The following is a 26,640-nucleotide window of genomic DNA, read 5'->3' on the forward strand; positions in this document are numbered from 1 at the left end:
TCCGCCACGGGCGGGTCGGCGTTTTTGCAAGATAAGACCTGCCGCAGGGCGCGGCGGGACCGAACAAGAGAAGGATATCAATGGCTAAAGAACAACAGGAGAAAACGGCTTCGTCGCGCGAAGGCGACAAGGTCTCGAACGGCCAGGGCGCTCGCTCGGGCGGCCAGCGCGGTCGCGGCAACGGCAGCCGCAAGAACAACACCACCTTCAAGCGGGTGAACCTGGAGCGCAAGCGTCCGCAGCTGTCGCGCGGCGAGGGCGCCGACGGCAGCCAGCAGGCCGGCGAGCGCCGTCGCAGCCGTCGCGGCTCGAAGGCCTCGAAGGACCCCAATGCCACGCTGCGCATCATCCCGCTCGGCGGCCTGGACGCCATCGGCAAGAACATGACCGCTTTCGAGTGCGGCAACGACATGATCCTCGACGATGCGGGCCTGATGTTTCCCGACGACGACCATCCCGGCGTCGACCTCATCCTGCCCGACTACACCTACGTGCTGGAGAACGCCGACAAGCTGCGCGGCATCATCATCACCCACGGCCACGAGGACCACACGGGCACGCTGCCCTACCTGCTGAAGGACCTGGACCGCACGGTGAACATCTACGCCACGAAGCTCACCTTGGGGCTCATCGAGGGCAAGTTCGCCGAGCACAAGATCAAGAACGCCCGCCTCATCGAGATCAAGTCCGGCGAGGAGATTCGCCTGGGCTGCTTCAAGGTGGACTTCTTCGCGGTGAACCATTCCATTCCCGGAGCGGTGGGCCTGTTCATCCAGAGCCCGGCCGGCAACGTGCTGCACACCGGCGACTTCAAGCTGGACCAGACGCCCATCGACGGCGTGACCACCGACTTCGCCGCCATCACCCGCTTTAGCGAGCAGGGCGTCGACCTTATGATGAGCGATTCCACGGGCGCCATGAACCCGAACTTCACGCCGAGCGAGGCCGAGGTGGGCAAGACGCTGGAGCAGATCATCTCCCAGGCCCCCGGCCGCGTCATCATCGCCTCCTTCGCCAGCCACATCCACCGCATGCAGCAGATCTGCGACGCTGCGGTGAAGAACGGCCGCAAGGTGGTGGTCACGGGCCGCTCCATGATCCAGAACACCGACATCGCCCGGCGCCTGGGATATTTGAAGATCTCCGACGACAACCTCATCGACGCCTACGATCTGAAGGGCATCCCCTCCGACCAGGTGGTCATCATGTGCACCGGCAGCCAGGGCGAGCCCTTAAGCGCCCTGGGGCGCATCGCCAACGGCGAGCACAAGACCATCGAGATCGAAGAGGGCGACACCGTCATCATCTCGGCCACGCCGGTGCCCGGCAACGAGAAGGCGGTCACCCGCGTCATCAACTCCCTGGCCAAGATCGGCGCTGATGTGTACGACAAGAGCCGCGGCAAGGTGCACGTGTCGGGCCATGCCGGCGCCGAGGAGCTGAAGATCATGCTCACTCTGGTGAAGCCGAAGGCCTTCATGCCGGTCCATGGCGAGGCCACCCACCTGCGGGCCCACGCCAAGCTGGCCGAGGCCACGGGTGTGGACGCCGATAACATCTACATCCTGGAGAACGGCGATTCCCTGGAGCTGTCGGCGGCGGGCATCGAGCGCGGCGAGGGCGTGCCCTCGGGCATCGTGTACGTGGACGGCCTGTCGGTGGGCGATACCTCCCAGGACGTGCTCGACGAGCGCAACACCCTGGGCAACCAGGGCTTTGCCTCGGTGGCCGCGGCCGTGGACATGAAGAACAAGCGCGTGGTGGGCGACCCTCAGGTGTCCATGCACGGCATCACCGGCGGGGACGACTACTACCTGGCCGATGAGGCGGCCTCCACGGTGGCCGGCGCCCTGCGCAAATGTCTCGGTAAGGATGGCGGCGTGAAGGAGCTGCGCAAGGCGGCCCGCGACGGGCTTCTGTCCCTGTTGTGGGAGCGCACCAAGCAGCGCCCCATGGTCGTCGTGAACATCTTGGAGGTTTAGATTTCCCGTGGCCCGACACTCGCAGCAAGCTAAAAACGCAGCTCAATCGAAGAAGAACGCAAGCGGCGGTGTTTCTAAAAGCGGTACGAGGCGTCCGAGCGCGGCGCGCAGCCGGGCAGTGGAGCCCGAGCCCCGCATCCTGGACGATCGCACTCGCCGCGACATGGTGGGAGTGGGCTTCGTCCTGCTCGGCATTGTGCTGTTCATCGCGGCCGTGGCGCCCACGGGCGCCATCGTCACCTCGTTTCTGTCCGAATCGCTGCACCTCGTGTTCGGGGTGGGCTGCTATATCATGCCGTTCTTCCTGGTGGCGGTGGGCGCGACGGTGCTCTACCGCCAGCAGTCCGAGCGCATGCCCCTGCGCATCACCGTGGGCCTCGGCCTCATTCTCGTGGCGCTGCTGGGCATTATCGCCCTGTTCACGCCCGTGACGCCGGGCGGCGGGGCCGATTACCTGTTCGAGTACGGGGCACTCGTGTCCCACGGCGGGTACGTGGGCGCGGCCCTGGCCTGGGTGGGGCTCACGCTGTTCGGCGGCATCATCTCGGCCATCCTGCTTCTGGGCCTGGCCGTGGGCGGCGTGATCATCATCGGATTCTCCGTGTCCGCCTTCATCGAGAAGGTGCGCGCCCGCCACGAGGCCGAATGGGCGGCCCGGGCCCCCTCTATGCCTGAGGGGCTCTTCGGGGCCATGCGCCGGGGCCACAGCGGTCGCAGCGCGTCGGGGGCGGCCGACGACTCGCTGCCCGAGGCGTCTTTCCGCCCGGGGGCAGTCACGTCGCGCTTGGCCATGGAGGAGCAGCCGCGCCGCCGCTCCCGCGCCCTCGATCCCGAAGCGGCCGGCGCCCTGACCCAGCGCCTGGACGCGACCGGCGACGGTCTCGGCGCGACGTACGACGCGCGGGGAGCTGCCGGTGCCGTGCCGGGTGCGGCGCCCCTGACCGAGCGCTTGGCCCCCGTGGCCGCGCCCGACCCGCGCGAGACTGCCGCCATCCGAGACATCTCCGCCGAGGAGCCGGCTCGTCCCATGACCCGCAAGCTCGGCCGCAAGCACGCCGAGGAGGCTCGGGCCGCCGAGGCGGCGGCAGCGGCGGCCACGGCCAACCCGCGCAAGAAGGCGACCGCCAAGCCGAAGCCCAAGAAGGAGGCCGCGGCCCCCGCGCCCTCGCGCGACGGCTTCCAGCTGCCCTCCATGGACCTGCTGGCCACCGGCGACGGCAAGCGCCGCGGCTCCACGGAGGAGGAGCTGCGGGAGGTGGCCGCCGAGCTCCAGGGCACCCTGGAGGACTTCGGCGTGTTCGCGAGCGTCGTCGGCTGGGTGGAGGGTCCCACGGTCACCCTGTTCAAGGTGGATTTGCCCTCGGGCGTGCGCGTGAGCAAGGTGACGAACCTCACCGACGACATCGCGCTGGCCCTGGCGGCTCCCGGCGTGCGCATCTTCGCGCCCATCCCCGGCACCAACTACGTGGGCATCGAGGTGCCCAATCGCGTGCGCCAGATGGTGTATTTGCCCGACGTGCTGGCCGAGGCCGAGCCGGGACCCTTGCAGGTGGCCATCGGCGAGGACGTCGAGGGCCACGCCATCGTGTCCGACCTGGCCAAGATGCCCCACGTGCTCATCGCCGGCACCACCGGCTCGGGCAAGTCGGTGGAAGTGAACTCCATGATCATGTCCATCCTCATGCGGGCCACTCCCGCCGAGGTGCGCTTCATCATGATCGACCCGAAGCGCGTGGAGTTCGCTCCCTACGACGGCATTCCCCATCTGTACGTGCCCGTGGTCACCGAGTGCCGCGAGGCCTCGAGCGCGCTGTCGTGGGCCGTGGCCGAGATGGAGCGCCGCCTGAAGATGTTCTCGAAGTGCGGCGTGCGCAACATCATCTCCTTCAACGAGAAGGCCCGCGCGGCGGCGATGGCTGCCGAGGCGGCCGAGAAGGACGGGGGAGAGGCGCCGGAGAACCCCTACGGCGAGCCCATTCCCTACATCGTCATCGTCATCGACGAGCTGGCCGATCTTATGATGAACGTCGGCAAGGAGGTGGAGTTCTCCATCAGCCGCATCGCCCAGCTGGCGCGCGCAGCGGGCATCCACCTCATCATCGCCACCCAGCGCCCCTCCACCAACGTGGTCACGGGCCTCATCAAGGCGAACATCACCTGCCGCATCGGCCTCACGGTGGCTTCCGGCATCGACTCCCGCGTCATTTTGGACTCCACGGGCGCCGAGAATCTCATCGGCCGGGGCGACCTGCTCATCTCGAAGCCGGAGTACCCCAAGCCGGTGCGCGTCCAGGGCCCCTGGATTCCCGACGAGGAGATCGCTGCGGTAGTGGCCCATCTGAAGGCCCAGGGCGAGCCGGAGTACCATTCCGAGATCCTGAAGACCAATGTGGTGACCCTCGGCGATTCCTCGCCGGCGGGCGAGGGGGGCTCGGAGGCGGACGATCCGCTGCTGTGGGAGGCCGCCGATGTGGTGGTTTCAAGCGATTTGGGCTCCACTTCCAATCTTCAGCGCCGCCTGAAGGTCGGATATGCCCGTGCTGGACGTATAATGGACCAATTGGAAGAAAAGGGCATCGTGGGCCCCGCGAACGGGAGCCGTCCGCGCGAGGTGCTCGTGGATGCCATGGAGCTGGAAACGCTGAAGGCCTTCGAGGCCAACGACGAATAGGGCCTCCGGACGCGGAGGCGCCTGCGTTGCAACGATATAGAGGAGTAAGACCGTGGCGAGACAATCATCCTTCGGGGATACGCTTCGAATGGCGCGCGAGCGCAAGGGACTCGACCTTGCGACGGCGGCCCGCAAGCTGCGCATCCGCCCGGACATCCTGCGCGCCATCGAGGACGGCGACTTCGCCCGCATGCCCCCGCGCGGCTATACCTCGAACATGGTGGGCGCCTACGCGCGGCTGGTGGGCGTGAACCCCACCGAGGCGACGCGCGCCTACCGCGACGAGGCCTATCAGTTCGAGACGGGCCGTCGACCCATGGGTGCTCGCTCCGAGCGCGGCCGCGGCGAGCGGGTGGGGGACTATCCCGAGCCGCGGCGCTCTCCGGGGCGCGCCTCCCGCGACCGCTACGACGACGGCCACGGCCGTCCGCAGCGGCCGAGCCGCAGCGCCGATCGCGGTCGCCGGAGCGGTCCGGCCCCGCAGCCCCAGTACACCAACTTGGTCCAGGGGCGCCAGGCCCCGGGCTTCACGGCCAACTTCGGCTCCATGCTGCCGCTGCTCGTCGTGGGCGCCATCATCCTCATCCTGCTCATCGTGGTGCTGTCCTTCGCCTTCGGCAATAAGAGCGCTCCGGCCGAGGACACGCCCTCCATTCCCATCTCCGGCATGCCGAACCCCGCCGGCACCGATACGGGGTCGGATGCGAACAATCCCACACCGGATGCGCCGGCGGTGCAGCCGGTGGCTCCTACCAGCGCCAAGTTCACCTACAAGATCGCCGATGGCAAGAAGGTGTATATCGAGGTGATCGTAGACGGCAAGACCAAGGAGGCCGACACAGTGACCGGCCCCAAGGAGAACTCCTACGACGTGACCGGCACGCTGAAGTTCGTCGTGTCGGGCGATCCGTCCAGCGTCGACCTTACGGTGGACGGCGAGAAAGTGGAGCCCACCGAGACCAAGGGCGGCGTGTACTCCTACACCGTTGACTTCGCCACGGTGCTGGAGGACTGGCGCCGCGAGAACGGCGTCGGCGGCGGTACCAGCGGGGATGCTGCGGGCGGCGAGCCTGCGGGCCAGAGCGCCGACGGCGCCTCGGACGGGGCGGCGGACGGGTCCTCGCCGGGCTCGTCGCAGGGCTCCGGCTCGGGCGATTCCGGTGGTTCCGACGAGGGCTCCTCGTCGGGAAGCGGTAACTAGAATTTCGGGCAAGCCGGCGCGCTTGCGGTACAGAAAGGGAGTTTCATGGCAAAAGAGTCCAGCTTCGACGTGGTTTCCACGGTGGATATCCAGGAAGTCGACAACGCCTTCCAGCAGGCCAAGAAGGAGATCGCCCAGCGCTACGACTTGAAGGATGCCGGGGCCGAGATCACGCTCGACAAGGGCGCGGGCACGTTGACGGTATCGGCCCCGGCCGATTTCGTGGCCGGCCAGGTCATCGACGTTATCGGCAGCAAGCTCATCAAGCGCGGCGTCGATCTGACGGCCGTGAAGTGGGGCGATGCCATCGCCGCTTCCGGCGGCTCGGTGCGTCGCGTGGCCACGGTGGTCAACGGCATCGACAAGGACACCGCGGGCAAGATCAACAAGGACATCAAGGCCCAGAAGCTGAAGTGCAAGGTGACCATCGAAGGCGACAAGCTGCGCGTCAGCTCGCCGTCGCGCGATACGCTGCAAGAGGTGATCGCCTTTCTGAAGGGCCAGGATTACGGCCAGCCGCTCCAGTACGTGAACTACCGATAGGACCCGGGCATTCATGGGACTTTCTGCTTGCGACGGGCGTGCCGACGGCGTATCGGCACCCCGTATCTCTTTTGTGACCATGGGCTGCGCCAAGAACGAGGTGGACTCGGCGGCCATGGCCCGCGCCCTTTCCGGCGCCGGCTACGCCGTGGTCGAGGACGTGGAGGGCGCCGACGTCATCGTCATCAATACCTGCTCGTTCATCCAGGCGGCCACCGAGGAGAGCCTGGAGGCGATCTTCGAGGCGGCCCGGCTGCCCCGGGTGGCCGCCGGAGACGCCGCCATCGTGGTGGCCGGTTGCATGCCGGCGCGCTACGGTGACGATCTGGCCGACGAGCTGGAGGAGGCCCGGGCCTTCGTTCCCTGCAGCAAGGAAGATGACATCGTGGCCGTCGTGGAGGCCATCGTGGGCCCGGTTCCGGCCGCGGCCGGCGAGACGGCGACGAGCGCCGGCGCGCCTGCCGAGCTGGCGCGGCCCGCGTTCTCCTACGTGAAGATCTCCGATGGCTGCGACCGCTTCTGCTCGTACTGCACCATCCCGCACATTCGCGGGCGCTACCATAGCTTTCCCTACGAGGACATCCGCGCGGCGGTGGCCCGGGAGGTGGCGCAAGGCGCGCGGGAGATCGTGCTCATCGCCCAGGACACGGGCCGCTGGGGCCAGGATCTGCCCGGCGGGCGCGATCTGGCCTGGTTGGTGGATGCCCTGGCCGGGGCGTTCCCGGACACCTGGCTGCGGGTGATGTACGTGCAGCCCGAGGGCGTCACCGACGCGCTGCTGGCTGTGATGGCCGCGCGCGAGAACGTCTGCTCCTACCTGGACATTCCCCTGCAGCATGTGAGCGAGCCCCTGCTGCGCGCCATGAACCGCCCCGGCTCGGCGGAGAAGTTCGCTGCCGCCATCGAACACATCCGCGCCCTGGTGCCGGACATCACCCTGCGCACGACGCTGATCGCGGGATTCCCGGGCGAGACCGAAGGGGAATTCGAGGCTCTGTGCGATTTTGTGGCCGAGGCGCCCTTCGATTACGTGGGCGTGTTCCCCTATTCCCGCGAGGAGGGCACGGCGGCCTACGATCTGCCTGACCAGCTGGACGAGGACGAGAAGGCCGAACGCGCCCAGATCCTGCGGGACGTGGCCGACACGGCCTGCGCTGCCCGGGTGGCCGCGCGCATCGGGCGGTCCTACCGCGTGCTCGTGGAGGGCGCGGAGGAGGACGGCCAGCTCTACGGCCGTGCCCAGTGTCAGGCGCCCGAGGTGGACGGCGTCACGTTCATCGAGGCCGGCGAGATCGGCTCCTTCGTCGACGTGGTGATCACCGATACGCTGCTCTACGAAATGGAAGGCGAGTAACATGACCACCATCCAGCCCACCGCCCCCGAGAAGCTCTGGACGCCGGCGAACATCGTCACCCTGATCCGCATCTGCCTGGTGTCCGTATTCGTGCTGGCCATCGTGAGCCCTTGGCCCGAGTGGATGGGGCTGCCGGACATCACCACGGAGGCCAAGCGGCTCATCGCCGCGGGCATCTTCATCCTCATCTCGTGCACCGACTGGATCGACGGCTATCTGGCCCGCAGCCGGGGCGAGGTGACCGATTTCGGCAAGTTCATGGACCCCTTGGCCGACAAGATCCTCGTGGCCGCGGCGCTGATCGCCCTGGTGGAGCTGAGCGTGCTGCCCGGCTGGCCCGTGCTGATCATCCTGGCCCGTGAGTTCATCGTGTCGGGCATCCGCATGGTGGCGGCCAGCAAGGGCGAGGTCATCGCCGCCAGCTGGTACGGCAAGGCCAAGACGGTGTTCCAGATGATCGCCATCGTGCTGTTCTTGGCGAAGGACTCGCTCGTGTTCAAAACGGCGGCCGGGGCCTTCACCAACCCGCTGTTCGTGTTGTCGTGGCTCGTGATGGTCGTGGCCCTGGTGCTCACGATCATGTCCATGCTGGACTACCTGGTGAAGGCGCGCCATCTGCTGAAGGGTACGCCGAAGGCCAAGCCGGCGCCGTCGGCCGAGGAGCGGCCGACGGAGATCGCGGCTCTGCAGAAGTCCATCGACGCCCAGGCGGCGCTCGTGGTGGCCGCGGCCAGCCGCCGTGGCCTGACCGTGGCCACGGCCGAGAGCCTGACGGGCGGTTTGATCGCGGCGATGCTGACCTCGGTACCGGGTGCCTCGGCGGCGGTTCGCGGCGGTATCGTGAGCTACGTGAACGATGTGAAGGAGAAGGTGCTCGGCGTATCGGGCGATGTGCTGGGCACCCAGGGCGCCGTGGATGAGCTGGTGGCCCTCCAGATGGCCCGCGGCGCGCTGCGCGATATGGGCAGCGACGTGGCGGTGTCGGTGACGGGCATCGCCGGGCCGGCTGGGGCCGAGCCGGGCAAACCCGTGGGCACCGTGTGGATCGGCTGCGCCACGGTACGGGGCACCCACGCGACCCGCTACCAGTTCGAGGGCGGCCGCGAGGCCGTGCGCCTGCAGACCGTGCTGGCGGCCCTCCAGGTGATGGGGGAGGCCCTGGAAGGGTAGGGGATCCAACCTTCGGTTTCAACGGGATGGCGCTGCGGTGCCGACGGCTCTCGGGGGGGGGTCGCTGGATCGGGGCGCCTTTTCTGTGGCGGCGTGCGGTTTGCGCGGAGCCGTCGATTGCCGTGTCTGCGGCTGGCTGGCGGTTGACTGGCGGCTCGCCGACGGGGTCGATGCGGGTTCGGGGCGCCTCCCGGGCGGTCGCGCGACGGCTCGGGAACGGTCGGCGCACGGTGGTTCCCGCGACGGAACTGCGGTTGGGGCCTGCTAAGATCGCCTTGCACCGTCGGGATATCTTGAATTGGCGAAAACGTCTTGACGTGCATACGTTTGTTCGTATAATAGGGAAGAAATAGGCCACTTGTTCGTATGTGCGCCCCAGACAAGGAGACTCCATGAACGAAGATAAAGAGAAAATGCTCAAGCTCACGACCGATCAGATCGAGTCGAAGTTCGGTAAGGGCGCCATCATGACCTTGGGCGAGGGAGGGGCCGATCTGAATATCGGCGTCATCCCCACCGGCTCGCTGCCCCTCGATGCCGCCCTCGGCATCGGAGGCGTGCCGCGAGGGCGCATCATCGAGATCTACGGTCCGGAATCCAGCGGCAAGACCACCTTGGCCCTGCAGATTCTGGCCGAGGCCCAGGCTCTGGGCGGCATTGTGGCCTTTATCGATGCCGAGCACGCCCTCGATCCCGTCTACGCGGCGCGCATCGGCGTCGATATCGACGAGGTGCTCATCTCCCAGCCCGACACAGGCGAGCAGGCCCTGGAGATCTGCGACATGCTGGTGCGCAGCGGCGCCATCGACTGCGTGATCGTCGACTCGGTCGCGGCCCTCGTGCCCCGGGCCGAGATCGAGGGCGAGATGGGCGATACCACGGTGGGCCTCCAGGCGCGCCTGATGTCCCAGGCCCTGCGCAAGCTGGCCGGCTCGCTGTCGAAGTCGAACACCACCTGCATCTTCATCAACCAGCTGCGCGAGAAGATCGGCGTGATGTTCGGCAACCCCGAGACCACCACGGGCGGCCGCGCCCTGAAGTTCTTCGCCTCGGTGCGCATCGATATCCGCCGCATCGATTCTATCAAGCTGAACGGTGATGTGGTGGGCAACCGCGTGCGCGCCAAGGTCGTGAAGAACAAGGTGGCCCCGCCCTTCCGCCAGGCCGAATTCGATCTCATGTACGGTGAGGGCATCTCCCGCGAGGGCTGCATCGTGGACATGGCCGTGGAGGCCGGCGTAGTCAAGAAGTCTGGCGCCTGGTACACCTACGGCGAGGAGCGGCTGGGCCAGGGCCGCGAGGCGGCCAAGCAGACGCTGCGCGAGAACCCCGATCTGCGCGACGAACTGGAGCTGAAGGTGCGCGAGGCCTTCGAGATCCCCGTTATTGAGCGCCCCGGCGACGGCGATACTTTCACCCCGGCCCCCAAGGCCACCGGCAAGAAGAAGTAGCCCATGGCCACGAAAGCCGCCATTCTCGCCGACCTGCGGGCCTCTATGGCCGCTATCGAGCGCGGCGAGGGGAGCGGGGCGTTCGTTGCCGACAGCTCTTGCGGCGATCGCCGTGCCGCCCGTGGCGATGCTGAAGACACCGGCGGGACCGCGGGTACTCGCGGCGCGGGCTGCACCGCTGCGCCTGCTGCCATTGGGGCGGCGGGCGGGCAGCGCGCCTCTGATGCAAGTAGTTGCGAGCTTCAGGGCGACAGGCGCGGCGGCGGCGAGAGGACGGGGGAGGCGGCCTTTCGAAAGATCCTGCGGTGGGTCTCCGTGCGGGAACGGTCGAGCGCCTATGTGCGCGAGCGTCTTGCCAAGGATGAGTTTCCCCCTGAGGCCATCGACGAGGCCCTGGATCGCGCGGTGCGCGTGCACGCCGTGGACGATCGCCGCTACAGCGACGCCCTTATCCGCATGAAGCTGGCAGCGGGCAAGGGGCTGCGGGCCGCTGAGGCGGAGATCATCGGGCTCGGCATCGACCCGTCCACTTTGGATGCCTGGCAGGAGCACGCCGAGCGAGGGCGCGATGCCGAGGTGCAGCGCGCCCTCGCGCTGCTGCGCCGGCGGCCGCCCCGGGCCAAGCAGGCTCGGGAGGCGGCCTTTCGCAAACTGGTAGGCCAGGGCTTTTCCACCGATATTGCCTCTTCGGCCGCCCGTTTGTGGTCCGAAGAGCATTTCGCGGACATTGGAACCCTCTAACCCATTAGGGGGTTCTTTTATTGCTCGTATCGGCTATACTGTTCTGCGTGGCTTTATGAGCAATGTACCCCACGGGTATTTGATATAGACAATGGTATAGCATCACTATCCTTGGCTGCATACGCTCGTGCCCGTGCCACGGGCTTTTTTTATGACTACGATTGGGCATACTAGCCCAGATGAAAGGAGGAAATCGCCATGGATCCCCTGATGATTGTCTTGATCATCCTCGGTATTGTCGCCGGCGTTGTCCTCGGTTTCATCGTCAACCGTTTCATTGCGAACTCATCTTCCAAGAGCGCTGCCCGCGAAGCGGCCAGCCTGGTGGAGGATGCCAAGAAGCAAGCAGAGACGCTTCGACGTGAAGCCGCGGTGGAGGCGAAGGACGAGGCCCTGCGCTACAAGCAGGAGATGGAGCAGGAGAACAAGGAGCGCATGAAGGAAGTGCGCTCGGCCGAGTCCCGCATCGCCCAGCGCGAGGAATCGCTGGCCCAGCGCGAGGAGTCCCTCGACCGCCGTGTGGAGTCCCTCGACGCCCGTGAGCATCAGATCTCGTCGCTCCAGGGCCAGGTCGAGCGCCGCGAGCGCGATGTGGAGGACGCCGAGAACGCCATCGAGCGCCATCGCGAGGAGGCCCAGGTGGAGATCAACCAGGCCCTGGAGCGCGCCGCCGGCATGAGCTCCGAAGAGGCCAAGGTTGAACTGCTCGACACCCTGCGCGACGAGGTGACCCGCGAGTCGGCCGTCATCATCCGCGATTCCGAGATGCGCACCAAGGCCGAGGCCGACAAGAAGGCCCGTGAGATCTTGAGCCTTGCCATCCAGCGCGTGGCAGCCGATCACTCCGCCGAATCTACGGTCACTACCATCCACATTCCCTCTGACGATCTGAAGGGCCGCATTATCGGCCGCGAGGGCCGCAACATCCGCTCCTTCGAGCAGCTGACCGGCACCAACCTCATCATCGATGACACCCCCGAGTGCGTGACCATCTCGTGCTTCGACCCGGTGCGCCGCGAGATTGGCCGTGTCACCATGGAGAACCTCATTGCCGACGGGCGCATCCATCCGGCCCGTATCGAGGAGATGTATGAGAAGGCCGTGCGCCTCGTGAACCAGCGCGTGCAGGAAGCCGGCGAGCAGGCCACCTTCGATGCCGGCATTCACGATCTGCATCCCGAGCTGGTGACCACCCTCGGTCGTCTGCGCTACCGCACCTCCTTTGGCCAGAACGTGCTGAACCACTCCCTGGAAGTGGCCTATTTAGCCTCGGTCATGGCCTCTGAGCTGGGGCTTGATCCCATTCCGGTGAAGCGCGCCGGCCTGCTGCACGACTTGGGCAAGGCCGTCACCCACGAGGTGGAGGGCAGCCACGCCGTTATCGGCGCCGATCTAGCCCGCCGTTTCGGTGAGCGTCCCGAGATCGTGCACGCCATCGAGGCCCATCATAACGACATCGAGCCCAATTCCACCATGGATGTGCTCATCCAGGCTGCCGACGCCGTGTCGGCCGCCCGTCCCGGTGCCCGCAAGGAAACTCTCGATGCCTACATCAAGCGCCTCGAGAAGCTGGAAGAGATCGCCAACGCCCATCCGGGTGTCGAGCGCACCTACGCCATCCAGGCTGGTCGCGAGGTTCGCGTCATGGTGGAGCCCGAAGTGGTCGACGAGTCTGCTTCGGTGGTGCTCGCCCACGATATCGCCCAGCAGATCGAGAACGAGATGCAGTATCCGGGCCAGGTGAAGGTCGTGGTCATCCGCGAGAGCCGTGCGGTGGATTACGCGAAATAGTCCATGGACGATCAGTCGCTGACCGAGTTCATAGATTCCGTTTGCGGTGAGAGCCATCTCCGAGTCGAGGCCGACCTCGGAGATGGCTTCGTTCGTTTGCGCAGCTCCGAGGCGGAGCGGCGACAGGCGGCCCAGGATATCCGCTCGAGCGAGGACATCGTCATCGAGCTTCTGCGCAATGCCCGCGATGCCGGTGCTCGCCATATCTTCCTCGCTTCCCAGCGCTACGGCGACCACCGCTGTCTTACCATCATCGACGACGGCGCGGGCATTCCCGCCTCGCAGCACGAGCGTATCTTCGAACCGCGCGTGACCTCGAAGCTGGACACGGCCCACATGGACAAGTGGGGCATGCACGGCCGCGGCATGGCTCTGTACTCTATCTCGGTGAATGCCGAGGAGGCGCGCGTGTACAACGCCGCGCCCGAGAAGGGCACGAGCATCGTGGTGCAGACCGACACCACCGTCCTCGGCGAGAAGACCGACCAATCCACCTTTCCCCATTTTGAGAAGGGAGCCGCTGGCGCGCTCGCCATGCGCGGGCCGAAGAACATCGTGCGCACCGCCGCCGAGTTCGCTCTGGAGCATCGCGGGGAGTGCACGGTCTACGAGGGCACGGCCACCGAGATCGCCGCCACTCTGTACGCCTACGGCGCCGCGACGCTTTCGCCGGCCCTGCGCGCCTTCCAGGGCGATCCTGACGATATTCCGCTGGCGAAGCGGCTGGCCCTGGCGGTGGACGACGGACATCTCAGCCAGCTGGCCGAGACCATGGGGCTTTCGCTCTCACCCCGCTCGGCGCGGCGCATCATGGACGGCACGCTGCGGCCGGTGCCGTCGCTGATGGAGCGCCTGGAGATAGAGGCGCTTCCCTGCGCGGGCGCCGGTCGTTCCAAGGCCAAGCGCCCGGCGCGGGCCGATGGGCGCGGGCTCAAGCTGGCCGACGACGACCTGGCTCTCATTCAAAGCCGTGTGAGCGAGGCTTTCGACGACATCGCCGAGCGCTACTTCCTCGCGGGAGTGGGCCAGCCGGAGATCAGCGTGGGGGCCGATGCGGTGCGCATCACCATTCCCATCGACAAGATGCACTAGGATCGCGTTGGCGGTTGCACCCTAGAAGGCGAACGGATAAAATATTAACGTTTGCATCGGGGGTGGAACGCCCCGCGATTCAGCGCTAAACCTACGACAACCGAAACATAAACCAAGCCAAAACGACAAGGATCAGCGACGTGTCCAGCACCTCAGAACCCAAGCCGACCATCGGCTGCCTCAAGGTTTCCTCGAAGTCTTCCCCCGCTTCTGTGGCCGGCGCCATTGCCGGCATGATCAAGGACGGCTCCTCCGTCGAGATTCAGGCGGTGGGCGCCGGTGCCGTGAACCAAGCGGTGAAGGCCGTGGCCATCTCGCGCGGATTTCTCTCGCCGGTGGGTATCGAGATCTGCTGCATTCCCTCGTTCGCCGATATCGTGATCGATGGCGAGTACCGCACGGCCATTCGCTTCGCGGTGGAGCCGCGCGGCAGCGTTGCGCCGTGTATCGATACGGCGGTTTTGGCGTAATCGAACGGATTTCCCATGACCTCTTGCTTTGAAGGGACCGCCTTCTGCATCCACACGTTCGGATGCCAGATGAACAAGCACGATTCCGAGCGCGTTGCCGGCATGCTGGAGGGCCTCGGCTCGCTGCCGGTCGAGACCATCGAAGAAGCCGATATCGTCGTGTTCATGACCTGTTGCGTGCGCGAGGCGGCCGATACGCGTCTCTACGGCCAAGTGGCCTCGATGAAAAACATTCCCGTGCGCGATGGCTCGCCGTTCTTAAAGCGCTACATCGCGGTGGGCGGCTGCATCGGCCAGCGCGACGGAGAGAAGCTCGTGGAGGCACTGCCCCACCTGGACGTGGTGTTCGGCACCCATAACCTGGCATCTTTGCCGGCCCTGCTGTCCGATGCGGTGCAGCGCCATGGTCATTCGGTCGAGGTGCTCGAGTCGGCCGATACCTTCTCGTCGGCCCTGCCGACGGCCCGCGAGCATTCCTGGGCCGCTTGGTTGCCCATCACCGTGGGCTGCAACAACTTCTGCTCCTACTGCATCGTGCCCTACGTGCGTGGTCGCGAGAAGTCGCGTCCGCTGGAGGACATCATCGAAGAGGCCCAGCGCTACGTGGATGCGGGCGTGAAGGAGATCACTCTGTTGGGACAGAACGTGAACTCCTACGGCCGCGACTTGTACGGTGAGCCGCGCTTCGCCGAGGTGCTCGATGCCATCGACGCTACGGGCATCGAGCGCGTGCGCTTCGCCACGAGCCATCCGAAGGACCTGACCGATGGCGTCATCGAGCGCTTCGGCACACTGCGCTCGCTCATGCCGGCCCTGCATCTGCCGGTACAGTCGGGCTCGAACCGCATCTTGAAGGCCATGAACCGTCGCTACACCCGCGAGCACTACCTCGGCCTCATCGAGAAGCTGCGCGCCGTGGTGCCGGATATCGCCCTGTCCACCGACATCATCGTGGGCTTCCCCGGCGAGACTGAGGAGGACTTCATGGATACCTACCGCCTCGTGGAAGAGGTGGGCTACAGCCAGGTGTTCACCTTCATCTACTCGAAGCGCGAGGGAACGCCCGCAGCGAAGATGGAGGACGACACTCCGCGCGAGGTCATCCAGGAGCGCTTCGACCGTTTGGTGGACCTCGTTCAGCGCAAGGCCTATGAGACGAACCAAGCGGAGCTGGGGCAGGTGGTTCCGGTGCTCATCGAGGGCACGTCCAAGCGCGACAGCACCGTGCTGGCCGGCAAGAGCCCCAAGAACCAGACGGTGCACGGGCCGGTTCCCACGGGACGGGCGGCCGAGCAGCTGGTGGGCACCATCGTGCCCATGCGCATCGACGAGGCCCGCACCTGGTATTTGTCCGGCACGGTCATCGATGGCTAAGGCGCGCCCGGTCATCTGCATCGTGGGTCCGACGGCATCGGGCAAAACCGATGCCGCCCAGCTGGTCGCCCGCGCCCTCGATGGCGAGGTGGTCAGCGCCGATTCCATGCAGATCTACCGGGGTATGGACATCGGCACGGGGAAGCTGCCGGCGGCCGAGCGCATCGTGGCCCATCACGGGTTCGATTTGGTGTCTCCGGGGGAGCCCTATTCCGCCGCTCTGTTCCAAGCCTACGCCCGCGCCGTCTTCGATGACATTGCCGCGCGGGGCAAGCGAGCGGTGCTCTGCGGCGGCACGGGACTCTATGTGCGGGCCGCTATCGACGACTACGAGTTTCCTGCTGGCGAGCAGGTGGAAAACCCTGTGCGTGCCCAGTGGACGGCCTTCGCCGAGCGCGAGGGTGCCCAGGCGCTGTGGGACGAACTGAACCGCCGCGATCCCGAGAGCGCCCGCGAGCTGCATCCGAACAACGTGCGCCGCGTGGTGCGCGCCTTCGAGCTTCTGGCCGAGGGTCGCTCCTATGCCGAGCAGAAGCGGAATCTGGCCTTAATCGGCGAGGCCGTTCCCGCGCTTCAGTTCGGCCTGGCCGTGACTCCCGAGGTATTGAACGCGCGCATCGATGCTCGGGTGGACGCTATGGTCGAGGCCGGTCTGGTGGAGGAGGTGCGCGGGCTTCTGGCCGCGGGCTTCCGCGAGGGCGTGACGGCGCCCCAGGCCATCGGCTACAAGGAGGTTGTCGAGGCTTTGGAGGGACGCTGCACCCTGGACGAGGCCGTGGCCACCATCAAGCAGGCGACGCGCCGCTACGGCAAGCGCCAGCGCACGTGGTTCCGCCGCGACGGGCGCATCCGATGGATCGATGCCGACGCGGGGGACGCCCGGGCCGTGGCCGATGAGATCATCGCCCAGTTGGAAACATTGGCCTAGGCCCCTTCTTGCGAAGAAGGGCGCCTGTGCTATCATAGCAGGGCATTCTTCATTCGCGTCTCAGCGACCGGTAGAGAGGGGAGCGTGTTGTCCGTGCGCTTTGTCGGCTAGCCCATACCCCTGTCGGGCATTTCTCGGCGCCAAGGGCGCCTTTTAGTCGCACACTACGCATAAGGAGCACCCCATGACCGAATATCAATCTGTTATCCAAAAGGGTCCCGTCACGCAGGCGGAAGATCGTCGCGAGCGCGCTGTTATCGTGGGCGTCGATCGCCCGGGGCTCGAATGGCCCCTGGAGTCTTCTTTGGCCGAGCTGGAGCGTCTGGCCGATACGGCCGGAGCCGATGTCGTGGCCTCCACGACCCAGCGACTCGATGCCCCCAATCCCCGCACCTTCGTGGGATCGGGCAAGGCCGTGGAGATCGCCGAGCTGGCCCGCAGCTGCGAGGCGGACCTGGTCATCTTCGACGATGAGCTGACCCCCTCCCAGCAGGCGAATCTCGAGAAGACCATGGACAAGTCCGTGAAGGTCATCGACCGGACGGCTCTCATCCTGGATATCTTCGCCCTGCACGCCACCTCCAAGGAAGGTCGTCTTCAGGTGCGGCTGGCCCAGAACCAGTACCTCTACCCGCGCCTGCGCGGCATGTGGGCGCATTTGGCCTCGAACCGTATGGGCGGCGGCGTGGGATCGCGCTTCGGCGAGGGTGAGAGCCAGCTGGAAGTGGACCGCCGCATGGTGCGCAAGCGCATCACCTCCATTCGCCGCGAACTGGCCCATCTTTCCGAAGTGCGACAGCTGCAGCGAGAGAGCCGCTACGGCAGCGGCATGTTCAAGGTGGCCCTGGCCGGCTACACCAATGCGGGGAAGTCGTCGCTCATCAACCGATTGACCGGGGCCGATGTGCTCAGCTACGACAAACTGTTCGCTACGTTGGACTCCACGACGCGCAAGTTCGAGCTGCCGGAGGGTCGCGAGGTTACCGTGACCGATACCGTCGGCTTCATCCAGAAGCTGCCGACCACGCTTGTGGAGGCGTTCAAGTCCACCCTGGACGAGATTACCGGGGCCGACTTGATTCTGCATGTAGTGGATGCCTCGTCGCCCGAGTTCGAGTCGCAGATCGACGCCGTGTGCGACGTGCTGGACCAGATCGGTGCCGCCTCTATCGGGACGATCGAGGTGTTCAACAAGTGCGATCTTCTTGACGAGGAGATGATGGCGGGGTTGCGCCGCCGCTTCCCGCACGCCCAATTCGTATCAGCGCGCACGGGAGCGGGCGTTGACGAGTTGGTGGGCGCCATTGCCGCCGCGGCCAGTGCGGCCGATGCCAAGCTGGATGTGGTGATTCCCTATCAGCGGGGCGATCTGGTGTCGCTCGCCCATGAGCGCTGCCATATCATCTCCGAGACCCATGAGGCGGACGGCACCCACTTGCAGATGCTCGTCGGTCCGGCCTACGCTTCGACCTTCCAAGTCTTCGCGGTGGAATAGGGAAGGGGACTGTGGCGCCCGTGCGCCACAGCGCTCCGCACGGTTTTGATCCTTATATGAGAGCGGGGCCGGGATATGATTCCCGGCCCCGCTCGATGTCGTCGATAGTAAGTGGCGCTAGAGGCGGCGAAACACGGCGACGACCTTGCCGGCGATGGAACAGTCGCTGACGATGATGGGGTCCATGGAGGAATTCTCCGGCTGCAGGCGGATGTGGTCGCTCTCTTTGTAGAAGCGCTTCACTGTGGCACCGTCGTCCACGATGGCCACGACGATGTCGCCGTTGTTGGCCACGGGCTGCTCTTTCACCACCACGTAATCGCCGTCGTTGATGCCGATTTCAATCATGGAGTCGCCGTGCACGGACAGCATGAAGGAAGGGGCATCGCCCACGATGTCGGTGGGCAGGGTGATGGTGTCGGTGATGTTCTCCTCGGCGAGGATGGGCGCGCCGGCAGCTACATCTCCCACGAGCGGCACGTTGACGAGGTTGCTGTAGGTGGCGGCCACGACCGAGGCCGACGGCACTTCCTCAATGGGGTAGGTCAGGGCGATGGAGCGCGATTTCAGGGGATCGCGCTTGATATAGCCCTTGTCTTCGAGCGCCTTCAAGTGCACGTGCACGGTGGAGGGGGAGGAGAGCCCGAGGGTTTGGCAGACCTCGCGCACCGTGGGACCGTAGCCCTTCTGGCGGATGCACGCTTCGATGCAGTCAAGCACTGCCTGCTGTCGCTTGGTTACCTTCTGTGCCATATCTGCATCCTTTCAAATAGGCGTACATTTGTTTGAAAAATCATTGACATGAACCTTTGTTCGCTCTATTATAACTGCGAACAAAGGTTCTACGCAAGAGGTAGGGAGAGAAAAATGACCAGAATCGAGTTTTCCATCGCCTTCGCTCTCAGTACAGTCGCGTCGTTCGTGATTTTCTTCGCCTAGGCGAAAGGCCATGGTCGCGTTGGCCGCCGTACGCATATCGCGATGGTAGCAATGTTTTGAAGTCGGGGACGGCCGGCCGGTTCCTGGGGTATCATGGGTTATCAACTCACGGTTAGGAGAACTCATGCGCTGTCCATCCTGCGGCTACCCAGAATCGAAAGTGGTCGATTCGCGTTCGGCGGACGAGGGCTCGTCCATTCGCCGCCGCCGGGAATGCCTCGAATGCGGCAACCGGTTCACCACTTACGAGCGCTTGGCCGAGCATCCCATCCTCGTCATCAAGACCGACGGCTCATCGGAGGTGTTCGACCGTCAGAAGCTCATGCGCGGTCTGCTCATCGCCTGCGCGAAGCGCCCGATCACGCCTGAGAAGATCGAGGGCCTTATTGTGAATCTGGAAGCGGAGCTGCGCTCTACCCAGCGCACGGAGATCAAGTCGAAAGACCTCGGCGATATGGTGTTGGCGCGCCTCGCCAAGCTCGATGATGTGGCCTATATCCGCTTCGCCAGCGTTTACAAAGACTTCCAGAGCGTTGAGGAGTTCTCCCAGGCGCTCGGAGAGCTCGGGTAGGGGGATAGACGATGGATGTCGATATCACCCTGCTCGACGAGGCTTTGGAGATGCCGCGCTACGCCCACGAAGGCGATGCGGGCCTCGATCTGCGGGCGACGGTGGGGGGGAGTCTTGCGCCCTTCGAGCGCATGACGGTGCCCTGCGGTTTCGCTCTGGCCCTTCCCGAGGGGCACGCGGGTCTGGTCGTTCCCCGGAGCGGTCTGGCCGCGCATCACGGCATCTCGGTGGTGAACGCACCGGGACTTATCGATGCGGGTTATCGCGGCGAGATCCAGGTGGTGCTCGTGAACCTTGACCCGCATGAGACGTTCGCCTTCGAGCGGGGCGATCGCATCGCCCAGCTGATGGTCGTGGCCACTCCCTCCATTACTTTACATAACACTGACAGCCTTTCCGAGAGCGACCGCGGTGGGCGCGGCTTCGGAAGCAGCGGCGTTCACTGAGAAACGAGATATCCATGGAACAGCAGACACCTTCGAACGATCCTTTGCCGCAACGGCCCGAGGCGCCCGAGCCGCTCCAACCGGGCGCGCCCGAGAATCCGCAGCCGAATCCCGATCAGCGCGCGGCGGATCAGTTCGATCTCATGGAACTGAAATCAGCCCGCACGCTTTCGACGGTGGCCACCATCGCCGGTCCCGTATCGTTCATCATCGGCGGTGTGGCCCTCAGCAGCGTGGCGCTCGTCTGCGCCATTCTGGCGTTCACGAAGACGCGCCGCGTGCTGCGCAAGGGCTCGGGCCCGAACAGCAGTTTCGCCAATATCGTGAAGCAGACGGCCGTCATGGGCATCTTCATCAGCTGCGTGGCCCTCGTACTGAACCTCATCGGACTTATGGCCATGATCCCCATTCTGATGGACGCTATGCGGACAGGCGATTACAGCGCCATCCTCGGCGAGAGCGCCGCGTCTCTGCAGGGCGGCACCGGAGCCCCGTCGGACGGCAACGGCGGCGGCAATCCCTGGGGTTAAGGAAGGAGAAAGGTAGATCTATGAAGAAGTCTGATAATATGGGAAGGGGTAAATAGAGGTAAACGGCTGCATATCATCGGCGAAAGGCGCGATAAGATATATTATGTTCAGCCGTGCATTTCCCCATCAAATTCCGCAACGGGCAAGGTCTGTCATATAGGCCTTGACCAGATTCACGTGGGAACTCACATAATCCACGTATTCGGGACGGAACTCAACCAACACCGACATGAGCGCCGCGAAGTTGGTGATGCTCAACTCATTGATAAGATCGTACACGTCGCGGAAGTCGATGTTGTACACATTAGATATGTTAACACGGAAACCAGCCATATGCGAAACCTCGTCCTGCTCGTAGCGGGCCTTGCCAGGCTGGTCGTAGTGGAGCAGATAGCGGTACGCGCCCACTTTGTTGGGGACGGGCTTCACGAAGGCAACGCCGAAATCGGACGGGATGGCATCCAGGGCCGATGACGCGACAACGGGGCTTCCGAACTCCACCATGCAGTGTATATGGGGCTTCTTCGGCACCTCGGTACCGTCCTCCTCGATCTTCAAATCTCGATCATGGACGATGTAGCACCCAGGGAGCATGAGACCGTGCAACTGATCGGCCCAATCGTCGGGAAGATTCTCGATCAGCTGCACGAACCACCAGCAGCGGGACTTCTTAACGGCGGCCATATAGTAAATCCTCTCTCTTTGGAACACGGAACACGCCTCCTATATCAAGTAGGGAGGCGCGTCCCCTCGGGCAAAAAACGCAGTGAAGGGGAGGGGGGACCTCCCCTGGGAAGCGGCAGAGGGCCGCGAAAGAGCCCAGGATGCGCGGGGACGGGGGAAGGGCGCAGTGATGGGGCGCGAGCGCCCCATACCCCGTCTACGGCGCGAGAGCGCGGAGCGGGTGCCAGACGGGCCGCGCCGCGCGGGGACCCCGAGCCCCGCGCATCACGCCCCGCCTGGCACCTGCTCGAAGCGGTTATAGCTGTCGTAGACGCGAAAATAGGCGCGACGGGGGAGCAGCCAGGACATGCCGACGCGCTCCCGAAGGCCGTAGTAGTAGCTGACCGCCGCGAAAGCCTTGCCAGCGAAAAGGGCCGAGAGCACCAGGCCCAGAAAACCGAAGTTGGAAAGACGGCGGTGGTTAACCTCGATCTCGATGAGCGAGCGAATCTGCCTGTCGAGCATCCTATCGAACTGCGCGATAAGGACGATCTTGTAGCCGTAATGGCGGTGCTGGCTGAAGAACTCTATCCAGTCCATGCGCCGCTGGGAAGCGCCCCGGTCCTGCCACGTGCGGGAGTTGAACACCAGCTGGGCCTCATCGATAACGAGCAGGATAGAATCCTCGCGGACGGGGCGGCCCGCAAAGTGCTGCCGCGAGTACGTATAGAGGAACTCGGGCGTGAGATCGGAGTTGGGGCGGTAGCTGAACAGGCTGGCGTAGTTGCGAAGCTTGGAATTGACATCGAAATTGCAAACGACGGGACGGCGCTTGTACAGAAGGGCATCGCGGATATCGCGGGCGACGTGAAGGCTCTTACCGCTGCCAGGGGTGCCACTGTAAAGGTAGATCATATCAACTCCTTAAAACACGAACAAAAATTCGCGTTGGATGGATCCAAAGCGAAAGCAATACCGCATCCGCTACTTTCCTACGATCTCAAGAATACGGACGATAAGAAGGACGGCGTTAACCAAGATGAGCAAGCCGACCCACCAAGAAATTATGGTGATCATATCGCCGATGGGGACGAACCAGTTGAGCGCCGCCATGGCATCCAGAACGGGCTGGGGCATCTGCAAGGGGAGATCAGCCAGGGACACGGTGGGAAGCAATCCGAGGACAAGAAGGACAATGCCCAGAGCGCCGCCGAAGATGAAATCAAGAATGCCAGAGATCATGAGACCGCCCCCGTATAAATGAACCTCCGCGAGGAAACGACCAGGCCGAAAACGAGCAGGAAGCGACAGGCCCAGCCCAGGATATCGACAAAGCCCTGAGCGAAGGCCAGATCAACGTGCATGGTCTCGCCGCCGATGACGAAATCGAACTCGGGCGCGGCGGGGTCGGACTCGACAAGGCCCAGAAGCTGCTTCACGACAAAGGGGATGCAGAATGGGAAGGCATCCTGGGCGGACGCCTGAACCTCGCCGAGCAGCGCAGCAGAAGCCATATCGTCCAAGTCGCCGAGAATGGTATCGATAATGTCCTTCGTGCCAGCTAGCAGCAGGAGACTCTTTATATCGTCCAAACGCGACTCAACGCCCGACATATCCACAGTAACGTTAGCGTCAAAATGCAAATCATCCAGCTTAGACAAAATGCCATCGAGGGTATTTTTTGCTGCAAGCAAATTAACAGAAATAGTAGAGACAGTATTTTGACTGATAAGATTATCCTTGACCAACCCGAGACCGTCTATAACCCTCAAAATGTTATTCGAAATGGTAGAAAGAGTATTCTGACTGACGGCATTAGCGTTAACCGCATCAACAACAGAGGAAAGGCCAGAAATGACCTTAAGGAGATTCACGGAAATAGTGGAAACCGTATTCTGAGAGACGGAGTTGGAAACAACAGCGTCCTTAACCGATGTAAGACCAGAAATGACCTTAAGGAGATTCTCGGAAATAGTGATAATGACAGACGGAGAAACAATACGGTTATAAATGGAGGAGGAATTAGAGTAAAGGCCACTTAGCCAGCCAGCAGGGGAGTTCTTATAAAGAATGGCGGTAGTACCAGAGCCATACCCCCAGCCCCATTGCGAAGTGAGAATATCAGCAATATCGGTATTGTTGGCAATTTTACCGCGACCAGACCCAGTACCGAAAGCGCCGCCAAAACCAGGGCCATCAGAGCCGAAGCCGCCACCAAAACCAGCCAAAAGCATAATGCCAGAATCAGCAGGGGAAATAAGATCAGGAAAATATCCGCCTTGATAAGATAAGTCTAGAGAGTCAGAAAGGGAAGGCTCAACGTACCCCCAACCAGAACTATATGCGTCCTCTGCAGAACCATCCAGGCCAGAATCAGCAGGACCGCCAGAATCAGGAGAAGAACCAGAAGGAACTTCCCGAATATCTTCCGCTTCGGTTTCTCCCGCTGCTGCTCCTTCTCCAGCTTCGTAATCAGCCGCTGATTGCGCTGAACCCTCTTCGAGTTCATCTCCGCTTCCAGCTGCTCTATCGTCTTGCTGGCCATCCACGACCACCTCCGCGCCATCGTCCGCATAGGCAAGAGTATAGCACGGCAGGCACGAGGAGAGGGCCAGCAGGGCCGACAAGGCGAGGGAGAGAGCACGAGAGCGAGTAAACATGGAAATCACCTCCTTAAAGAAAGGGGAGGGCCGAAGCCCTCCCCAGCCCGAGTCAGCAGCGAAGAAAGAACTACTTCGCGAAGCGCTTGACAAGGCGCCAAACGGCGGTGATCACGATGAAGATAGCAGCCACCGACAGCATGGCGGGAAGATTCGCGCCAACGGCGGTCTGGATGTTGGTGGACAGGCTCGTGATGGCCGTGCCCAGGGCGGTGGTGATAGTCTCCATTTTGAAACTCCTTTCTATCGACTGAACAGAGACAAGAGCAAGCCGAACAGCTTGCCGACGGCAAAACCCAGCAGCCCGAGGAAAGCGGCCAGGAGAAACCCAGAGGGGACGGCGGCGAAGAGCGACGCCATGAAATCGGCGAAGCCCTCAACCTGGTAGGACGCGAGAACATCCATCAGAGAAGCACCGCCAGGAACGCGAGCGCGAGAACCCCGGTAAGAACCTTGGGCGGGACGCGCAGCAGGAGCGGGCGGCGGCCCCAATCGTCAGACCAACGATCACGCGCCCAGCGGAAGAAGACGGTAAGGGCCTGGTAGACGCAGACGGCATAGGCGACCACACCGAGGAGCGAGAGGACGAACAGGACATTGAAAACGAAATCCACGGTTACCTCCAATGCTTAAAGAACGCTAGGAAGAGATTGACGCCGACGTTGAGGAGCAGGGCGACGAGGATAAAGGCCGAGACAGCGACCTGCATATACTGCATGCCCATGAGATCGGCAAAAAAGGTCTGGGGAACCTCAACGGACGTATGAACCTCGGTCACCCAGTCAGCGGAATCGGCTTCTGCAGAAAGGGCCTGGGCCTCGTCATCGGCAGGGTTAGGCACCTCGGCGGGCTGGTTCTGCAGAAGCTCAAGCTGCTTGGAACCAAGATCGCGCAGCTGGGCCACGTCCTGGCCGATGGAGTCAAGAGCACGGTAAGCGTCGAGGGCGAGGTTTACAGCGGTCTGCTCATCCATCAGACCACCTCACGGAAGCACGGGAACAACAGATTGAAGTAGGCAATAGCAGAATCGAAATCGGAAAAAAACTTGTCCCAGACAACATAGCCGTCAGGGGCTACCAGAACGCCCCAAACATTGCCGCCAGGGCACCCCTCGAAAAGCGCCGTCCAACCAAAGTCATCCACGAAATGGCGATACATCTAGGCCACCTCCATACCGACACGCTGAGGGACGGCAGGGCGGGGCCGAGGAGGAGCGCCGTACATTTCCTCGTAACGGCCCTCGTCCTCGTAGTCGATAAGCCCGTGACGCTCTGGGCCGTACTCTGCAATGTCGAACATGTCCACCATGTCGGCCAGCTGGGCGACAATAAGACGGATGAAGAAACGGGCTTCGGGATGGTCTTGGAACGCGAGAACGACATTGCCGTTCCAGCGGTTCATCGACACATGGAACAACTCGCCGTAGGGGATGGCGACCAGCTGGGCCACGTCATCGACGTGCTCAAGCGGAAAAACAATGTGCTTGTTCGGTGCCATAGCGACCTCCTTTCAGAATGGCAGATGTTATGTAAACCTGCGAGCCTAGAGGAAGTTATAGCCGCGATAGGCAAGCTTGGTGAACTTCTCGCCAGCGATCACATCGAAGGAGAGTTCGCAATGAACCTGTTCCTCGGGCAGCGCGTCGGCATCGGTCGGAACGGAAACCTTGAAAATCTTGCGGCTGTCCAGATCGTAGAACCGCGCCTTGTGGTAGCTGATCTTCTCGCCGCGATCATTGACAAAATCGCCCTTCTGCTCGTCCAGCAGATAACCTTTGCATTGCGTAAGCATAATCCGAACTCCTTTCGGGTAAAATGATCGGGACATATGAGAGCCCCGCTTGAGAGAAAGATAGATCTATGAAGAAGTCTGATAATATGGGTTATGTAAAGTCACAAAGACGATACCATACCAAGGGGGTTTTAATCTCTCTTCTGGTGGTACTGGCCCTTATGGGTAGTTTGGCGATGCTCAGCGGCTGCTCGGGTCAGAAGAGCGACGATCAGATTATTCGCGACTCACTTACCTCCGAGTTGGACAGCATCAAGAACCTCGATGAGAACTTCGTCAACGAGCTTTCCGAGTCTATCGACATGAGCCAGCTGTCGGTCTACGGTATCGACGGCGTGAAGTTCATGAAGGCCTATCTTGACGGCTTCGACTACACCATCGACAGCGTGAACGTCGAGGGCGACACGGCTCAGGCCCAGATCACGCTCACCTGCAAGAGCTACACGGCCTACCTGCAGGCCCTGCGCGATGCCGTGAACCTGCGCATCGCCAATCCCGACGAGCTGGCGGGCAAATCCAACGACGACATCAACAAGGAGATCGGCGACATCGTCATCGGCTCGCTCGACGGTGTCGGCCTGGCGGCCACGCAGCCGGTGACCATCACCTATACGCGCGACGGCGAGGAATGGAAGCCGGCGTCGTCCACGTCCGGCGATATCGCAGCGGCGCTCATCACCAACTAGAGCCGACCTGCGGCCCGAGTTGCTTCCCGAAGGCGCTTGGTTGCCAAGCGCCTTCTTCTATAATGGACTCAGCCAATAAGTCGCGCCCGT

General features: G+C 63.5%; 30 protein-coding genes. 18 read left to right on the forward strand and 12 right to left on the reverse strand.

The window, feature by feature from the left end:
- The first annotated feature begins 80 nt into the window (after nucleotides 1-80).
- From G503_RS0102270 to hflX, 14 genes are all read left to right on the forward strand, one after another.
- A complete protein-coding gene (locus G503_RS0102270; RefSeq protein WP_028026310.1) occupies nucleotides 81-1,982 on the forward strand; it encodes a ribonuclease J in 1,902 nt (633 codons plus the stop codon).
- Between the two features lie 118 nt (nucleotides 1,983-2,100).
- A complete protein-coding gene (locus G503_RS0102275; RefSeq protein ID WP_156891878.1) occupies nucleotides 2,101-4,653 on the forward strand; it encodes an FtsK/SpoIIIE family DNA translocase in 2,553 nt (850 codons plus the stop codon).
- Between the two features lie 52 nt (nucleotides 4,654-4,705).
- A complete protein-coding gene (locus G503_RS13220; protein WP_156891879.1) occupies nucleotides 4,706-5,854 on the forward strand; it encodes a helix-turn-helix domain-containing protein in 1,149 nt (382 codons plus the stop codon).
- Between the two features lie 45 nt (nucleotides 5,855-5,899).
- On the forward strand, nucleotides 5,900-6,397 hold the full coding sequence (locus G503_RS0102285; RefSeq protein ID WP_028026312.1) for a YajQ family cyclic di-GMP-binding protein: 498 nt from the start codon (nucleotides 5,900-5,902) through the stop codon (nucleotides 6,395-6,397).
- Between the two features lie 13 nt (nucleotides 6,398-6,410).
- A complete protein-coding gene (gene rimO / locus G503_RS0102290) occupies nucleotides 6,411-7,751 on the forward strand; it encodes a 30S ribosomal protein S12 methylthiotransferase RimO (protein ID WP_028026313.1) in 1,341 nt (446 codons plus the stop codon).
- Between the two features lies 1 nt (nucleotide 7,752).
- Nucleotides 7,753-8,922, forward strand: a complete 1,170-nt coding sequence (gene pgsA, locus G503_RS0102295) for a CDP-diacylglycerol--glycerol-3-phosphate 3-phosphatidyltransferase (RefSeq protein WP_028026314.1) — start codon at nucleotides 7,753-7,755, stop codon at nucleotides 8,920-8,922.
- A 392-nt stretch (nucleotides 8,923-9,314) separates the two neighbouring features.
- A complete protein-coding gene (recA, locus tag G503_RS0102300; RefSeq protein WP_028026315.1) occupies nucleotides 9,315-10,373 on the forward strand; it encodes a recombinase RecA in 1,059 nt (352 codons plus the stop codon).
- Between the two features lie 3 nt (nucleotides 10,374-10,376).
- Nucleotides 10,377-11,114, forward strand: a complete 738-nt coding sequence (locus tag G503_RS13230) for a regulatory protein RecX (RefSeq protein ID WP_051190836.1) — start codon at nucleotides 10,377-10,379, stop codon at nucleotides 11,112-11,114.
- A 198-nt stretch (nucleotides 11,115-11,312) separates the two neighbouring features.
- Nucleotides 11,313-12,905 carry a ribonuclease Y gene (gene rny / locus G503_RS0102310; protein WP_028026316.1) on the forward strand — a complete coding sequence of 531 codons (1,593 nt, stop codon included), beginning with the start codon at nucleotides 11,313-11,315 and terminating at the stop codon, nucleotides 12,903-12,905.
- Nucleotides 12,906-12,908: 3 nt separating this feature from the next.
- Nucleotides 12,909-13,997 (forward strand): ATP-binding protein, encoded by a 1,089-nt coding sequence (locus tag G503_RS0102315; RefSeq protein WP_028026317.1) that lies wholly within the window; start codon nucleotides 12,909-12,911, stop codon nucleotides 13,995-13,997.
- 140 nt (nucleotides 13,998-14,137) lie between these two features.
- On the forward strand, nucleotides 14,138-14,467 hold the full coding sequence (locus tag G503_RS13235) for a stage V sporulation protein S (protein ID WP_035021471.1): 330 nt from the start codon (nucleotides 14,138-14,140) through the stop codon (nucleotides 14,465-14,467).
- A 15-nt stretch (nucleotides 14,468-14,482) separates the two neighbouring features.
- Entirely contained in the window at nucleotides 14,483-15,841 is a 1,359-nt protein-coding gene (gene miaB, locus G503_RS0102325; RefSeq protein ID WP_028026318.1) for a tRNA (N6-isopentenyl adenosine(37)-C2)-methylthiotransferase MiaB, read from the forward strand.
- Nucleotides 15,834-16,769, forward strand: coding sequence for a tRNA (adenosine(37)-N6)-dimethylallyltransferase MiaA (miaA, locus tag G503_RS0102330; protein WP_035021473.1), 936 nt, complete (start codon nucleotides 15,834-15,836; stop codon nucleotides 16,767-16,769). The genes miaB and miaA overlap by 8 nt, the downstream gene beginning before the upstream one ends.
- 184 nt (nucleotides 16,770-16,953) lie before the next feature.
- Complete coding sequence (gene hflX / locus G503_RS0102335; protein ID WP_028026320.1) at nucleotides 16,954-18,264, forward strand: GTPase HflX; 1,311 nt, start codon at nucleotides 16,954-16,956, stop codon at nucleotides 18,262-18,264.
- A 117-nt stretch (nucleotides 18,265-18,381) separates the two neighbouring features.
- Here the strand turns inward: hflX and lexA are convergent, their stop codons facing one another.
- Nucleotides 18,382-19,017 carry a transcriptional repressor LexA gene (lexA, locus tag G503_RS0102340; RefSeq protein WP_028026321.1) on the reverse strand — a complete coding sequence of 212 codons (636 nt, stop codon included), beginning with the start codon at nucleotides 19,015-19,017 and terminating at the stop codon, nucleotides 18,382-18,384.
- Nucleotides 19,018-19,327: 310 nt separating this feature from the next.
- Here lexA and nrdR point away from each other — a divergent pair, with 310 nt between their 5' ends.
- Genes nrdR through G503_RS15440 form a run of 3 tightly spaced genes read left to right on the forward strand, consistent with a single transcriptional unit; the run spans nucleotide 19,328 to nucleotide 20,750 of the window.
- Nucleotides 19,328-19,774: a transcriptional regulator NrdR gene (gene nrdR, locus G503_RS0102345; protein WP_028026322.1), complete on the forward strand. Its 447-nt coding sequence runs from the start codon at nucleotides 19,328-19,330 to the stop codon at nucleotides 19,772-19,774.
- 11 nt (nucleotides 19,775-19,785) lie between these two features.
- The gene (dut, locus tag G503_RS0102350; protein WP_028026323.1) at nucleotides 19,786-20,220 is read left to right on the forward strand and encodes a dUTP diphosphatase; all 435 of its coding nucleotides are present in this window, start codon (nucleotides 19,786-19,788) and stop codon (nucleotides 20,218-20,220) included.
- Between the two features lie 14 nt (nucleotides 20,221-20,234).
- A complete protein-coding gene (locus G503_RS15440) occupies nucleotides 20,235-20,750 on the forward strand; it encodes a hypothetical protein (RefSeq protein ID WP_051190837.1) in 516 nt (171 codons plus the stop codon).
- 126 nt (nucleotides 20,751-20,876) lie between these two features.
- On the opposite strand, the gene G503_RS15445 is transcribed toward G503_RS15440, so the two are convergent.
- From G503_RS15445 to G503_RS0102415, 11 genes are all read right to left on the reverse strand, one after another.
- Nucleotides 20,877-21,434 (reverse strand): Rep family protein, encoded by a 558-nt coding sequence (locus tag G503_RS15445; RefSeq protein ID WP_028026324.1) that lies wholly within the window; start codon nucleotides 21,432-21,434, stop codon nucleotides 20,877-20,879.
- Between the two features lie 264 nt (nucleotides 21,435-21,698).
- Nucleotides 21,699-22,328: a zonular occludens toxin domain-containing protein gene (locus G503_RS13250; RefSeq protein WP_035021475.1), complete on the reverse strand. Its 630-nt coding sequence runs from the start codon at nucleotides 22,326-22,328 to the stop codon at nucleotides 21,699-21,701.
- 69 nt (nucleotides 22,329-22,397) lie between these two features.
- Complete coding sequence (locus tag G503_RS0102370) at nucleotides 22,398-22,655, reverse strand: hypothetical protein (RefSeq protein WP_028026325.1); 258 nt, start codon at nucleotides 22,653-22,655, stop codon at nucleotides 22,398-22,400.
- Nucleotides 22,652-24,073 carry a hypothetical protein gene (locus G503_RS16215; RefSeq protein WP_156891880.1) on the reverse strand — a complete coding sequence of 474 codons (1,422 nt, stop codon included), beginning with the start codon at nucleotides 24,071-24,073 and terminating at the stop codon, nucleotides 22,652-22,654. Before G503_RS16215 ends, G503_RS0102370 begins: the two co-directional genes overlap by 4 nt.
- Nucleotides 24,074-24,143: 70 nt before the next feature.
- Nucleotides 24,144-24,302: a hypothetical protein gene (locus tag G503_RS16220; protein ID WP_156891881.1), complete on the reverse strand. Its 159-nt coding sequence runs from the start codon at nucleotides 24,300-24,302 to the stop codon at nucleotides 24,144-24,146.
- Nucleotides 24,303-24,316: 14 nt separating this feature from the next.
- The gene (locus G503_RS16225) at nucleotides 24,317-24,478 is read right to left on the reverse strand and encodes a hypothetical protein (RefSeq protein ID WP_156891882.1); all 162 of its coding nucleotides are present in this window, start codon (nucleotides 24,476-24,478) and stop codon (nucleotides 24,317-24,319) included.
- Complete coding sequence (locus G503_RS0102395; protein ID WP_028026328.1) at nucleotides 24,478-24,687, reverse strand: hypothetical protein; 210 nt, start codon at nucleotides 24,685-24,687, stop codon at nucleotides 24,478-24,480. The genes G503_RS16225 and G503_RS0102395 overlap by 1 nt, the downstream gene beginning before the upstream one ends.
- Before the next feature lie 2 nt (nucleotides 24,688-24,689).
- On the reverse strand, nucleotides 24,690-25,046 hold the full coding sequence (locus G503_RS0102400) for a hypothetical protein (RefSeq protein WP_028026329.1): 357 nt from the start codon (nucleotides 25,044-25,046) through the stop codon (nucleotides 24,690-24,692).
- A complete protein-coding gene (locus G503_RS0102405; RefSeq protein WP_028026330.1) occupies nucleotides 25,046-25,231 on the reverse strand; it encodes a hypothetical protein in 186 nt (61 codons plus the stop codon). Before G503_RS0102405 ends, G503_RS0102400 begins: the two co-directional genes overlap by 1 nt.
- Entirely contained in the window at nucleotides 25,232-25,570 is a 339-nt protein-coding gene (locus tag G503_RS0102410; protein WP_028026331.1) for a hypothetical protein, read from the reverse strand. It lies immediately after the preceding gene.
- Between the two features lie 45 nt (nucleotides 25,571-25,615).
- Entirely contained in the window at nucleotides 25,616-25,864 is a 249-nt protein-coding gene (locus tag G503_RS0102415) for a hypothetical protein (RefSeq protein WP_028026332.1), read from the reverse strand.
- A gap of 161 nt (nucleotides 25,865-26,025) precedes the next feature.
- Between G503_RS0102415 and G503_RS0102420 the strand changes: the two genes are divergently transcribed.
- Nucleotides 26,026-26,550: a hypothetical protein gene (locus tag G503_RS0102420; RefSeq protein WP_035021477.1), complete on the forward strand. Its 525-nt coding sequence runs from the start codon at nucleotides 26,026-26,028 to the stop codon at nucleotides 26,548-26,550.
- Nucleotides 26,551-26,640: the final 90 nt, after the last annotated feature.

Source organism: Adlercreutzia mucosicola DSM 19490 (assembly GCF_000422625.1).
In the GTDB taxonomy this organism is placed as follows: domain Bacteria; phylum Actinomycetota; class Coriobacteriia; order Coriobacteriales; family Eggerthellaceae; genus Adlercreutzia; species Adlercreutzia mucosicola.

Coding starts and splice junctions, on each gene's coding strand:
- G503_RS0102270 (WP_028026310.1), top strand. CDS start 81: ATGGCTAAAGAACAACAGGAGAAAACGGCTTCGTCGCGCGAAGGCGAC.
- G503_RS0102285 (WP_028026312.1), top strand. CDS start 5,900: ATGGCAAAAGAGTCCAGCTTCGACGTGGTTTCCACGGTGGATATCCAG.
- rimO (WP_028026313.1), top strand. CDS start 6,411: ATGGGACTTTCTGCTTGCGACGGGCGTGCCGACGGCGTATCGGCACCC.
- pgsA (WP_028026314.1), top strand. CDS start 7,753: ATGACCACCATCCAGCCCACCGCCCCCGAGAAGCTCTGGACGCCGGCG.
- recA (WP_028026315.1), top strand. CDS start 9,315: ATGAACGAAGATAAAGAGAAAATGCTCAAGCTCACGACCGATCAGATC.
- G503_RS13230 (WP_051190836.1), top strand. CDS start 10,377: ATGGCCACGAAAGCCGCCATTCTCGCCGACCTGCGGGCCTCTATGGCC.
- rny (WP_028026316.1), top strand. CDS start 11,313: ATGGATCCCCTGATGATTGTCTTGATCATCCTCGGTATTGTCGCCGGC.
- G503_RS0102315 (WP_028026317.1), top strand. CDS start 12,909: ATGGACGATCAGTCGCTGACCGAGTTCATAGATTCCGTTTGCGGTGAG.
- miaB (WP_028026318.1), top strand. CDS start 14,483: ATGACCTCTTGCTTTGAAGGGACCGCCTTCTGCATCCACACGTTCGGA.
- miaA (WP_035021473.1), top strand. CDS start 15,834: ATGGCTAAGGCGCGCCCGGTCATCTGCATCGTGGGTCCGACGGCATCG.
- hflX (WP_028026320.1), top strand. CDS start 16,954: ATGACCGAATATCAATCTGTTATCCAAAAGGGTCCCGTCACGCAGGCG.
- lexA (WP_028026321.1), bottom strand. CDS start 19,017: ATGGCACAGAAGGTAACCAAGCGACAGCAGGCAGTGCTTGACTGCATC.
- nrdR (WP_028026322.1), top strand. CDS start 19,328: ATGCGCTGTCCATCCTGCGGCTACCCAGAATCGAAAGTGGTCGATTCG.
- dut (WP_028026323.1), top strand. CDS start 19,786: ATGGATGTCGATATCACCCTGCTCGACGAGGCTTTGGAGATGCCGCGC.
- G503_RS15440 (WP_051190837.1), top strand. CDS start 20,235: ATGGAACAGCAGACACCTTCGAACGATCCTTTGCCGCAACGGCCCGAG.
- G503_RS15445 (WP_028026324.1), bottom strand. CDS start 21,434: ATGGCCGCCGTTAAGAAGTCCCGCTGCTGGTGGTTCGTGCAGCTGATC.
- G503_RS13250 (WP_035021475.1), bottom strand. CDS start 22,328: ATGATCTACCTTTACAGTGGCACCCCTGGCAGCGGTAAGAGCCTTCAC.
- G503_RS0102370 (WP_028026325.1), bottom strand. CDS start 22,655: ATGATCTCTGGCATTCTTGATTTCATCTTCGGCGGCGCTCTGGGCATT.
- G503_RS16215 (WP_156891880.1), bottom strand. CDS start 24,073: ATGTTTACTCGCTCTCGTGCTCTCTCCCTCGCCTTGTCGGCCCTGCTG.
- G503_RS16220 (WP_156891881.1), bottom strand. CDS start 24,302: ATGGAGACTATCACCACCGCCCTGGGCACGGCCATCACGAGCCTGTCC.
- G503_RS16225 (WP_156891882.1), bottom strand. CDS start 24,478: ATGGATGTTCTCGCGTCCTACCAGGTTGAGGGCTTCGCCGATTTCATG.
- G503_RS0102400 (WP_028026329.1), bottom strand. CDS start 25,046: ATGGATGAGCAGACCGCTGTAAACCTCGCCCTCGACGCTTACCGTGCT.
- G503_RS0102405 (WP_028026330.1), bottom strand. CDS start 25,231: ATGTATCGCCATTTCGTGGATGACTTTGGTTGGACGGCGCTTTTCGAG.
- G503_RS0102410 (WP_028026331.1), bottom strand. CDS start 25,570: ATGGCACCGAACAAGCACATTGTTTTTCCGCTTGAGCACGTCGATGAC.
- G503_RS0102415 (WP_028026332.1), bottom strand. CDS start 25,864: ATGCTTACGCAATGCAAAGGTTATCTGCTGGACGAGCAGAAGGGCGAT.
- G503_RS0102420 (WP_035021477.1), top strand. CDS start 26,026: ATGGGTAGTTTGGCGATGCTCAGCGGCTGCTCGGGTCAGAAGAGCGAC.